Source organism: Euzebya rosea (assembly GCF_003073135.1).
Lineage (GTDB): Bacteria > Actinomycetota > Nitriliruptoria > Euzebyales > Euzebyaceae > Euzebya > Euzebya rosea.
The window spans coordinates 352,036-363,506 of record NZ_PGDQ01000006.1; the positions used below are offsets into that span (position 1 = coordinate 352,036).

The 11,471-nt window shown below is 72.9% G+C and carries 10 protein-coding genes; 5 read left to right on the forward strand and 5 right to left on the reverse strand.

Features of this window, described 5'->3' with window-relative positions; all coding sequences use genetic code 11:
* The 4 genes from CUC05_RS10670 (at position 1) to CUC05_RS10685 (ending at position 4,427) form a co-directional block, all read left to right on the forward strand.
* Positions 1-402: a Fur family transcriptional regulator gene (locus CUC05_RS10670; protein WP_108666069.1), complete on the forward strand. Its 402-nt coding sequence runs from the start codon at positions 1-3 to the stop codon at positions 400-402.
* A complete protein-coding gene (locus tag CUC05_RS10675) occupies positions 399-1,547 on the forward strand; it encodes a CaiB/BaiF CoA transferase family protein (protein WP_108666070.1) in 1,149 nt (382 codons plus the stop codon). The genes CUC05_RS10670 and CUC05_RS10675 overlap by 4 nt, the downstream gene beginning before the upstream one ends.
* A 67-nt stretch (positions 1,548-1,614) precedes the next feature.
* Positions 1,615-2,979, forward strand: coding sequence for a cell wall-binding repeat-containing protein (locus CUC05_RS10680; protein ID WP_108666071.1), 1,365 nt, complete (start codon positions 1,615-1,617; stop codon positions 2,977-2,979).
* Positions 2,980-3,059: 80 nt separating this feature from the next.
* Entirely contained in the window at positions 3,060-4,427 is a 1,368-nt protein-coding gene (locus CUC05_RS10685) for a cell wall-binding repeat-containing protein (protein WP_108666072.1), read from the forward strand.
* A gap of 127 nt (positions 4,428-4,554) precedes the next feature.
* Here CUC05_RS10685 and CUC05_RS10690 read toward each other — a convergent pair whose 3' ends face one another.
* A complete protein-coding gene (locus tag CUC05_RS10690; RefSeq protein ID WP_108666073.1) occupies positions 4,555-6,504 on the reverse strand; it encodes a cell wall-binding repeat-containing protein in 1,950 nt (649 codons plus the stop codon).
* A gap of 2 nt (positions 6,505-6,506) precedes the next feature.
* Between CUC05_RS10690 and CUC05_RS24660 the strand changes: the two genes are divergently transcribed.
* Complete coding sequence (locus CUC05_RS24660) at positions 6,507-6,956, forward strand: hypothetical protein (protein ID WP_170127979.1); 450 nt, start codon at positions 6,507-6,509, stop codon at positions 6,954-6,956.
* On the opposite strand, the gene CUC05_RS10700 is transcribed toward CUC05_RS24660, so the two are convergent.
* From CUC05_RS10700 to CUC05_RS10715, 4 genes are all read right to left on the reverse strand, one after another.
* Positions 6,922-7,668, reverse strand: a complete 747-nt coding sequence (locus tag CUC05_RS10700) for a hypothetical protein (RefSeq protein ID WP_108666075.1) — start codon at positions 7,666-7,668, stop codon at positions 6,922-6,924. The genes CUC05_RS24660 and CUC05_RS10700 overlap by 35 nt on opposite strands.
* Positions 7,669-7,790: 122 nt before the next feature.
* Positions 7,791-8,885, reverse strand: coding sequence for a L,D-transpeptidase family protein (locus CUC05_RS10705; protein WP_108666076.1), 1,095 nt, complete (start codon positions 8,883-8,885; stop codon positions 7,791-7,793).
* Positions 8,886-8,983: 98 nt separating this feature from the next.
* Positions 8,984-9,412, reverse strand: coding sequence for an ATP-binding protein (locus tag CUC05_RS10710; protein ID WP_108666077.1), 429 nt, complete (start codon positions 9,410-9,412; stop codon positions 8,984-8,986).
* 100 nt (positions 9,413-9,512) lie between these two features.
* Positions 9,513-11,429, reverse strand: coding sequence for a methyl-accepting chemotaxis protein (locus CUC05_RS10715; RefSeq protein ID WP_170127980.1), 1,917 nt, complete (start codon positions 11,427-11,429; stop codon positions 9,513-9,515).
* Between the last annotated feature and the right edge of the window lie 42 nt (positions 11,430-11,471).

Genomic DNA, 11,471 nt, shown 5'->3' on the forward strand with positions numbered 1-11,471 from the left:
ATGGAAACGGCGCTCCGCGAAGCGGGACTGCGCGTCACCCGCCAACGGCTTGCCGTGCTCGAGGCGCTCAAGGAACGGACCGACGCCCTCAGCGCGCAGGACGTCTGGGCCGAGTTCCGCGAACGCGGTGAGACCATCGGCCTGTCCACGGTCTACCGGACGCTGGAATCCCTCCAGGACGTCGGCCTGCTGGACTCCTTCGACCGCGACGGCGAGCAGGCCTATCGCTTCTGCTCCACCAGCCACCACCACCACCTCGTCTGCCTGTCCTGCAACGAGGTGGAGGAGCTCCGCGCCGAGATCGTGGAGGAGTGGGTCGGACGGGTCTCGGAGGCACACGGCTTCGAGGTGACCGCCCACCGGGCCGACATCTACGGACACTGCGCCGGCTGCTCGGGGTGACTCCACCCGGCACCGCGGACAACGGTCCGCTCAGCGGCCTGGTGGTCGCCGACTTCTCCCGCATCCTCGCCGGGCCCTACGCCACGATGATGCTCGCCGACCTCGGGGCCGACGTCATCAAGGTCGAGGGGCCGGGCGGCGACGACACCCGCACGTGGACGCCCCCGACCCGGGACGGTGAGTCGACGTACTACCTGGGCGTCAACCGCAACAAGCGCTCGATCGCACTCGACCTGGCCGACCCCGGGGACCGAGCCGTCGCGCAGCGGCTGGCGGCCCGGGCCGACGTCATGGTGCAGAACTTCCGCCACGGCGGGCTCGAACGGTTCGGGCTGGACCACGAGGCGGTGCGGACGGCCAACCCGGGGGTCGTCTACGCCTCCATCACCGGGTTCGGCAGCGGCGACGGTGCCGGACTGCCCGGCTACGACCTCATGGTCCAGGGGATCAGCGGCCTCATGAGCCTGACCGGCGATGCCGACGGACCACCGATGCGCGCCGGGGTGGCGGTGTGCGACGTCATCACCGGGCTGCATGCCGCCGTCGGCATCCTCGCGGCCCTCCAGCGGCGCGCTGTGACGGGACTCGGCGAGCACGTCGAGGTCGACCTGCTCAGCTCGACCCTCTCCGGCTTGGTCAACCAGTCCAGCGCCGTCGTGGCCGGCGGTGTCGTGCCCTCCCGGATGGGCAACGCCCATCCCAGCATCTTCCCCTACAACCCCCTGCCCACCGCCGACGGGCACATCATCGTGATCGCGGCCAACGACGGGCAGTTCGCCACCCTCGCCGAGGTCCTTGGCCGACCCGGGCTCGCCACTGACCCGCGCTTCGCGACCAACGCCGATCGAACCGCGAACCGCGACGAGCTGGAGCCGCACCTCGTCGACGTGCTGCGCACCCGGACCACGGCGGAGTGGTTCGAGGCGTTCCGCGCGGCCGGTCTGCCGGGCGGCCCGGTCCACACCGTCGCCGAGGGCGTGGCGTTCGCGGAATCGCTCGGGCTGTCACCGGTCGTGGACGTCGGCGGCGTGCCCTCGATCCGCAACCCCATCGGCTTGGACACGGCTGCTGCCAGCTACCGGCACGGGCCGCCGTCCATCGGCCAGCACGACGCCGAGATCCGGGCCTGGCTGGCGGACGGCTGACCGGCCGACGCGACGAATCCTCCATCGGTGCTGTCGCTCGGGGCGCCGATGAGCGATCCTGCTCTCCGTGCGGTTCTCACTACTGATCGTCATCGTCCTCCTCTCCTCGTTCGTCCCGGTGACGGCCAGCGCACAGGGGCTGCTTGCCACGGCGGACGTGGCCGTCGACCTGCGCCGCAGCTACGACGACGACGTGCTCGTGGACGTCACCAACCGGGGCCCGTCGGAGGTTCGGGCGACGGCGGAGGTCTCGCTGGACCGTGACCTGATGGCCGTCGACCTGCCGGCCCGCTGCTCGGCCCACGGACCGCGGATGGTCCGGTGCACCACGCCGGTGCTGCGGCCGGGGTCGCGCACGACCTTCCCCCTCGGTGTCGTCCAGACCGACCGCGGACCCCAGCAGGTCAGCGTGATCGTCACCAGCACCGCCACCGACCCGCTGACGGCCAACGACCGTGCCACCCTGAGCATCCAGGCCCTGCCGTCCCCACCCGTCGGCACCGATGCCGTCGACTCCGCCGTCGTCGTCTCCCGCATGCGGTTCCGCGGTGCCGCCGTCGGCGTGCCACACGTGGTCCTGGCCCGCAGTGACGACTTCGCCGACGCGCTCGTCGGCACCGCCCTCACCGGCAACGCCCCGCTGCTGTTCACCGCCCGGGACGCCCTCGATGCCCGGACGGCAACGGAGATCGACCGCGTCATGCCGCAGGGCGGCACGGTGCTGGTCCTCGGCGGGACCGGTGCCATCGCCGAACCCGTCCTGCAGTCCCTGCGAGCACGCGGACACGAGGCCGTTCGGCTGTCCGGGGGGTCGCGCATCGAGACGGCCCTCGCGGTGGCCGACCGGCTCGTGGCGTCGGGCGCCGACCCCTCCACCGTGGTCGTGGCCAGGGCCTTCGGCGACGCTGCCGCCGCATGGGCCGACGCGATCGCGTTCGGCGCCTTCGCCGGCCAGACGTCCACCCCCATCCTGCTGACCGACCCCGTGGCCGGATCCGGCGAGGTGGCCCGATGGGCGGCCGGCCACGGCACCACCCGCACCCTCGTCGCCGGTGGAGTGGGTGCGGTTCCCGACGCCGCGCTCGGCGGCCTGCCGGGCGTCGAGCGGATCGCCGGTGTGGACCGGGCGGGGACCGCCGTCGCGGCGGGTGCGCTCCTGCCCACCCGACGGACGTCAGCGGCAACCGCCGTCCACCTGGTCAACGGCTACGTGGACGACGGCTGGGTCCACGGTCTCCTCGCCGCCGGCCTTGCCGTCGACGAGGGCGCTCCCGTGTTGTTCGTCACGCGCACGGATGCCCCCGATGCGACCCGCACGGCGCTGACGTCCTGCCGCGACGCGCCCGTCGCCATCGCCGTCGTCGGCGGTCCCGATGTCGTCGACCCGTCGTTGCGCACCGAGCTCGACCAGCTGGACGGATCGCGCTGCTGACGGATGGCGCTGGGGATGCCGTTGGTTACCAGGAGTGAAATAGATGACCGCGATGGTTGCGCTGGGCAACCGTGCCCTGCGTGCGATCACCACTTCTCGCCGTTGCAGTCACCATCCTCTTCCTCTTCGCACCCGCCGCCGCGGGGGCGCAGGGCCTCTTCGCCTCCGCCGACGTCTCCGCGTTGCTGCGGACCAGCTACGACGACGACCTGCTGATCCAGGTCGCCAACGACGGCCCCTCCGACGCCACCGGGGTTGCGGTCGTCACCCTGCCGTCCGGTCTGCTCGCCGTCGACCTGCCGGCCGGCTGCGTCGCGGAGGGACCGGACACCCTCCGGTGCACCACCCCGGAGCTGATGCCCGGATCGCGCACCACCTTCCCGGTCGAGATCGTCCAGACCGACCGGGGGGCCCAGCAGGTCACCGCCTCGGTGCAGGGCAGCGCCGCCGACCCACGGTCGGCCAACGATCGCGCAACGATCACCATCGACACCCTGCCCACACCGGTCGTCGGCAACGATCCGGTCGTGGACGCGGTCGTGGTCTCCCGCATGCGGTTCCGAGGCGCTGCCGCGGACGTCCCGCACGTGGTCCTGGCACGATCCGACGACTTCGCCGACGCCCTGGCAGGCACTGCGCTGACCGGCCGCGGTCCGCTCCTGTACACCCTGCCCGACGCGTTGGCCCCGGCCACGGCCGACGAGATCGACCGAGTGCTGCCGCGGGGCGGGACCGTCCTGGTGCTCGGTGGACCGGGGGCCATCAGCGAGCAGGTCGTCGACGCGCTGCGTGTCCGGGGGCACCAGCCGGTCCGGCTGGCCGGGACGTCGCGGATCGGGACGGCGCTGGCGGTTGCCGATCGGCTGATCGCGTCGGGGACCGACCCCTCGACCGTCGTGCTGGCCCGGGCCTTCGGGCAGGGTGCAGCGGCGTGGGCGGACTCGGTGGCCTTCGGCGCCCACGCGGCCAGCACGGCCACGCCGGTGCTGCTGACCGACGGCGACATCGGCTCGCCGGCGGTCGCGGGCTGGCTGGCAGACCACGGCACCACCCGGACGATCGTCGCCGGGGGTGTCGCCGCCGTCAGCGACACCGCCCTGGCCGGCATACCGGGCGTGGACCGGGTGGCTGGCCCCGACCGTGCCGGGACGGCGGTCGCGGCGGCACGCCTGGTGCCTGCCGCCCACGGCGCTGCCGTCGCGGCGCACCACCTGGTCAACGGCTACCTCGACGGCGCCTGGGCACATGGCCTCCTCGCCGCCGGCCTCGCCGCCGACGAGCAGGCGCCGATCCTCTTCGTCGACACCCACGAGGCGCCGGAGGCCACCCGGGCTGCGCTGACCTCCTGCCGTGACGCACCCATCGTCATCGCGGTCGTCGGTGGCCCGGAGGTGGTCGACCCATCGGTACGGGCCGACCTCGACGAGCTCGACGCCGAGGCCTGCTGACCCGGTCGACGTCCGCGTCCGGCCCGGGGAACGTGCACCGCAGATGCACGAAGGGCCGCCGACCGTGTGGTCGGCGGCCCCTCGCGTCGGGGGTTGTTCGGCCCTCGGGAGGGGCCGGGGTTCGGTGCTAGCTGGTCAGCCGGTTGATGGCGTTGGCCAGGCGCTGGGCCTCGGGGCCGTAGGTGGAGACCAGGTCCCGCTCGACCTCGTGGAAGCCAGCGGAGGTGGACAGGAAGCCACCGACCACGCTGGTCAGCTCCTCCACGACCGGCAGGGTGTCGGTGCCGAGCTCCTCGACCAGCGAACCGAGGGCGACGACGTCGGCCAGGTCGGCGGTCAGCAGCTCCACACCCTCCAGCAGGCTGGTCAGCTCGCCCAGCGGGATGTTGCCGGAGCGGTCGCCCACGACGGCGTTGATGGACTCGATCACGTCGACCAGCGCGGCGGCCTGCGCCGGGTTGGAGGTGTCGACCGGGCCACCGAGGGCGGCGGACAGGTCGGACAGGATGCGGATCAGGACGCCCTGCTCGGACGGGGAGACGCGGTTGCCCTCGGCGCCCATCATCTCGGTGAAGGCGGTACGGACCTCGACGGGCTGGTCGGCCATGGCGGCCGCGAACCGGGCGTCAGCGGACTCCTCCGACGCACCCTCGCACTCGTCGGCCTCGTCGATCTCGCCGTCCTCGTCGTTGTCGACGCCGTCGCCGCACAGGTCGGACTCGGGCTCCTCCTCGGTGCCACCGACACCGATGAGGCCGAGGATCTGGCCGACCAGGCCGGGGCTGGTGCCGTCGGGGCCGGGCAGGATGCCGTCGAGGGCCTCGACCAGGGGCTCGAGCACCGGCCCGAGCACGCTGCCGATGGCGCCACCGGCCAGCTCGTTGGCGGCGTCGAGGGTGCCCAGCATCATCAGGGCGACGGTCTCGCAGGCCAGGAAGTCGACGAAGCTGTTGCAGATGACCGGTTCGTTGTTGACCCGCAGGGCGTTGGCGATCAGGCCGTCGCCGATGAAGGAGATGGTCTCGGGCGGCAGCAGGGGACCATCGACGAGCAGGACCGGCGACTGGTAGACCGCACCGTGGGCGGCAGCGGCGAAGCCAGCAGCCCACAGCGGCTCGGCGACGGCGCCGCCCTCGCTGAGGATGACGCGGTTGGCGTCGGAGACGTCCAGCATGCCCATCGCGTTGGCGATGCGGACCGAGGTGTCCCAGCGGTTGTCGCCGGCGACGCGGGTGACGGTGACGCCCATGTCCAGGAGGGTGTTCTCGACCTCGGGGGAGATCGCGGCCTCGCCGCCGATCAGGGTGACCTGCTCGACGCCGGCCGAGCGCAGGTAGGCCTCGGTCGCGTCGTGGAGGTAGTCGGTGGTGGTCAGCAGGGAGGGCAGCTCCAGGTTGGAGGCCAGCGGGCCGGCGGACAACGCGTCGGCGTAGGCCTGCGACTGGTCGGCACCCTCGGAGGGGTAGGCGCGCATCATGACGACGTGCGCGGCCTGCGGGGCGATGACACCCGCCAGGTCCGCCGCGGTCTCGATGCGGGAGGGGCCACCGACGCGGGTGACGTTGTCGGCGCCGTAGATGCCGACCAGCTCGTCCTCGACGGCGGTGGAGATGGCCTGCTCGGCGCCGAGGATGACGATCTCGGTCACGCCGAGGCGGGTCAGCTCGTCGGTGGTGCGGGGGTCGATGGTGTCGGTCTGCGTCAGCAGCAGCGGTGCCCCGGCGATGCCCTGGCCTGCGACGGAGGAGAGGGTGTCGGCGAACACGTCGTCGCGGCCGACGAAGGCGATCTGGCTCTCGGGGAAGGTGATGCGCGACAGGGCGACGGCGGCCTCGACCGCGTCGGTGCCGGTCAGGGTGACGGCGTTGTCCAGCGGGACGTCGCCGAGGGCGTCGCCGAGCGGGCCGGTGATCTCGCCGATCAGGTCCTCCAGCGGCGAGAGGATCTCGCCGACGGCGCCAGACGGGGCGGTCGGAAGGTCTGGCAGGCCCTGTGCGGCGGCAGGGCCGGCGGCGGTCAGTGCCAGCGCGGCGGCGGTGAAGCCGGCGGTGGCGATGCGGGTGATGCGGGTCCTCATGCGTGGTCTCCTGGCTGGTGGGCGACGACAGCACCGCGGCGGCGGTGCTCCCCTGTCGGTTCGTACGCGGCGACGCCCACCAACCGATCCGGAGGGTCCGGACCGTCCCCGGCGGGGCCGTCGACCAGTGCATCGGTACGTACGCCCATGACCTGAAGTATCTAGTCATTACTGACTGCATATTTTTCCCGCGGTACGTAACTTGGGCGGGCTGGGTCAGCCTCCGGGCGGGCCTGCCGACGATGCAGGTGATGAACACCGCGCTGTCGGCCCAGGCCCACCTGAAGCTCGCGATCGCCACCCTGCTGTGCATCCTGTCGGTGGCCGTGAGCCACGATCCACAGGTCGGCGTCGTCCGAGGAGGGGCCAGCTTCCTGCTCGCCTTCGGCTACGGCGGCTGGGTGCTCGTGGACGCCGTCATGGCTGCTCGTCGGACCGAACGCGTTCGTTGACCGCGTCCTCGCGGTCCCCCGGGTCCGCGGTCGACGGCTGCTGGGACTCCGCCCAACCGGCCCGCGCCTGATCGAACCCCCAGCGGAGGACGTCCATCGGTGACGCACCGTCGGGCGGCATGGGCGACGGTGCGGGCTCGTCGGGTCCCGTCGTCATCGGTGGCGGCGGGTGCGGCCGTTCGTCCGGTTCCCCGAGCGCGTCCTCGTCGCGAAGGACCCCGGCCCGGTACAGCAGCCAGATGCCGAGCAGGAGCGCGATCATGCCGGCACCGATCAGCGCGCCGAGGGTCCGCTGGACCCACGGGTGGATGCGGAACACGAGCAGCTGCACGGAGTCGTCGGGTGTCGGTCCGGTCCAGCGACAGTCGACGGTGACCGAGGCGCTCGTCGCCTCGAACGTGGCGATGCGGACCAACCCGCCGGAGTCCGCCACGACCGTCCGGTCGAGCGCGTCCTCGCGCTCGCCCTGGACCAGCGTGCAGTCCGGCCGTCGCTGCTCGCCCGGTGTGGGGCCGAACACCCGGTCCAGGCCTCGGTCGTCGAGGCCAACGCCGTAGGTGGCACCCGGTTCGGCCTCGAACGTGACCGCGCCGGGCATGCGTCGTTCGGCGACCGCGGTGAACCGGCTGAGCGCCTGGCCCAGCGACAGGCCGATCGCGCCCACGGCGATCAGCAGGATGGCGATGCCGATCGCCTCGAGCCCCCTCCTCATCTGCGTTCCTCGGTCCACGGCCCCGGGGGGCGGTCCTGCCGGCACCGCCGGATCAGGGAGTCGTAGCACCGATTCTCGTCGGGGAACAGGGGCTCGGACCAACCGTCACCGACCTGTCGGGATCACGAGGGGTCGGGCACCTCGGGCACGGGGGTGGGCGGTGCAGCGGGACCGGGCGGTTCGTCACCGGGCGTCCCGCCGCCGGTCGGGGTGGGCTCCGGCGGGGTCGTCGGTTCGGCGGGCGGCGCCGTCGTGGGCTGCGGTTCGGCCGGCTGCGTCGGCTCCGGTGCCGGTGCCGGTTCGGTTGCGCCGGGGGTGGGCTCGGGGGTCTGGATGCCGTCCGGCGGCGTGGTGTCGGGGGTGTCACCGGCCGGTTCGGCGGTGCCGGCGCTCTCGCCCCGGCGCGGGTCGAAGGCGTTGCGGTCGCCGTGCAGCACGATCGGCATGCCGACGCCCACCCGCTCGAACAACCACTTGGCGTCGGTGCGGGTCACGCGCACGCAGCCGTGGGACGCCGGGTAGGCCGGGACGCTGTTGGACCCGTGGATGGCCCAGCCCCGGTAGAAGTACATGGGGTCGTACAGCGTGCCGAGGGGCGCGTGGCGCTCACCGGAGATGCGCCGCTCGACGGTGTAGGTGCCGACCGGGGTGACCGACTCGGCCGTGCCGCCGCCTGCGGTGGCGTAGGTGTCACCCGAGCCGCTGGAGATCGGCAGGATCCGCGTGACGGTCCCACCCTCAACGAGCACGAGCACCTGGGTGTCGAGGTCGACCTCGACACGGGTCGGGGGCCCGCCGACGAGGGTCGGCTGGGCCGGGTCGGCCATCGCGGCGACGGTGTTGGGGCCGATGACCCCGTCCGCCGACAGCCCGTTGACCTTCTGGAAGGCCTGCACGGCGCTGGCGGTGGCCGGACCGGCCTTCCCGTCGATCGCGCCGACGTAGTAGCCGAGGTCGGTGAGGGCCTGCTGCACCGACGCCACCTCGGCCTCGCCCTCGCGGTCGGTGGGCGTCGGCGTGGGCGTGGGTGTGCTGATCGGCGCGGCCGTCGCGGTCGGGACGGGCTCGGCGGTCGTGGTGTCCGACGGGGTGGGCACCGGGACGACGGTGGGGGCCGGTGGCACGTCGATGACCGGGTCCCCGCCCAGCTGTGACGTGGCGAGCGCGGCGCCGGCGACCACGAGCGCCGAGACGAAGAAGAGGAGCGTTCTGCGCATGTGTCGCCAACGTACGCGCGGGGTGCGACACGCACCACGATCCGATGACGTCCCGATGCCTGTGGGGTCGGACCGGGGTCGGTTCAGCCGGGGCCGGTTCAGCCGGGGCCGTCGAGCAGGGACCCCTCGGTCGCCTGGACGTGGCGCACCATCTCCACCAACGTCCCCCCCTCACCCGAGGTGGTGAAGCGGGCCTCGTCGCAGAGGTGGCGCATGATCTGCAGGCCGCGACCGGACTCCGACAGGGGGTCGGCAGCCTGCTGCTCGAGGTCGAGGAACGGCGTGTTCTCGTTGACGACCTCGATGCGGGCGGTGTGCCCGCGGAGGCGGAACCGCACCTCGAAGGTGTCGTCGAGGTCGGCGTGCAGGATGATGTTGTTGCAGGCCTCCGACGTCGCCAGCACGAGGGCATCGACATCGTCGGTTGCAACGCCCATCTCGACGCACAACGAACGGACCGTGCGGCGCAGGTGGCCGACGGCCCTGAGCTGGCGGGGTAGCTGGACATCCAGGGCGATGTCGATCACGGGGGCGGCTCCTCGGCGCTGGGTGCGGGCGACGGGTCATTGGATGCCCGCGACTGCCCCGCCCTACACCTGCCTGTCCGGACGGGGCACGGTCCGGAGGTCAGGCGGGTACCGACTCCGGCGACGTCGCTGGCGGCGTCACCGTCGGGTGTGCGTCCGCCGACCGCAGCCCGGCGTCCTGCGCAGGTCGGCCGCCGATGGCGTCCATCGAGGCCCTCCGTGTCCGCGCACCGTCCACGACGGCGCGCAGCTGGGCCTGGGCGGCGTCGACGACGGTGGCGGCCTCGCCAGCCCTGTCGGCAGCCACCAGCGACTGCTGGACGATGGCGGAGACCTCCAGCACCCCCCGGGTGACCTGATCGGCACGATCGGACATCCCGTCGAGGCTGCTGCTGATGCCGTTGCTGGCCGCGACCTGCTGCTCGACGGCGGTCGCGATGGCCTGCTGGCTGTCGCGAACCGCCGACATGGTCGCCGTGACGTCCTCGGACAACGTCGACATCCCCTGCACGGCCTCGCGGATGCGTCCCACCCGTTCGTCGATGAGCCCGGTGGCGTCGGCCGTCTCGGTCGCCAGCGCCTGCACCTCGCTGGCGACGACGGCGAACCCTCGCCCGGCATCGCCCGCCCGTGCCGCTTCGATCGTGGCGTTCAGGGCCAGCAGCTTGGTCTGCTCGGTGATCCGGCCGATCATCTCGGAGATCGAGGCGACCTGGGCGGCGGACTCCACCAGCGCCTCGACCGACGCTGACGTCGCCGTCGCGGCCCGCGTGGCCTCGGCAGCACGCTGCTCGGCCGTACGGGAGTTCAGGGCGATGTCCTCGACCGCCGCAGACAGCCCCGCCGTGGCGGCGACGACGCCGTCGACGCTGCTGGCGGTGTGGCCGACGAGGGCCGACACGGTGGAGACCTCGGCGGACACCCGCTCGGCGGCGCTGCGGACGTGGGTCGTGACGGGGCCCAGCGCACCGGCGGCACGGTCCAGCGCATCGGCGGTGCGGGTCATCTGGCGGGTCACGCGACGGACCACCAGGGCGCACCAGCCGATCGTCAGCGCGAACAGCACGACGGCGGTGGCCACCGCGACGGCGAACGCCCTGTCGGCGGCCTCACCGGCGGCGACGGCGTCGGCCAGCAACCCGGCGGCCAGCGCCTGCTCGGCTGACCGGAGGACATCGATCCGTTCGGTCGTTGCGGCGAACCAGTCCGCGGCATCGACGCCGAACTCGCCGGTACGGGCGTGGCGGAAGGCGGCGTCCTCCATCTCCGCGACCCGGGCGAAGGAGGGGTGGGCGACGGCGTCGTCCAGGATGGCGCGCGCCCGCGGCGATGCGGCCCGCCGGGAGTCCTCGAGGTGGGTTTCCTGCGCGGCGATCGCCGCGGCGATGGTTCGGCTCTGACCTGCCGCGAACCGGCCGAGGGAGAAGACGTTGGCCAGCTCGGCACGTTCGAGGTCGGCCTCTTCCTTGGCCTCCAGCAGCGCCACGTGGGCGAGTATCTCGCGGCTGAGTGCGGCATCCGCGGTGGCCGAGGCGGCGCCGACCAACGAGGCCAGCAGCTGCGTGGTCGGTTCGCCATAGCCATCCACCACGTCGGTCGAACCGATCAGGCCACGGTCGATGCCCTCCCTGAGCGTCGGGAGCTCGGCGAGGGCCGCCTCGGGGGTGGCCTCGGGGTCGCGACCGGCGTCGATGCCGCGAGGCGAGGTCCGGAAGGCGGTCCACTCGTCCAGGGCGACATCGGTGACGGCCCGCTGGTCGGCCAGCGCCGTGAGGTTCTCGGGGGTCGACTTGGCGAGCAGCATCGACGTCAGGCCGCGCTCGAGCTGCAGCTCGTGGATCACCGTCCCGGTCACGGTGGCCAGCTCGACGAGGTTGCCCGTGTGCTCGGCATCAGCCGCCCGCTGGCGCTGCTCCAGGGCACTGCCGCCGACGAACACCAGCATGCCGACCAGCGGCAGCGCGACGAGGGACAGCAGCTTGGACCGGAAGCGGAGGCGATCGAAGGCAGTGGGCATCGTCCTCTCCATCGGCGCTGCGGGCGTGTCCATGAGGACACC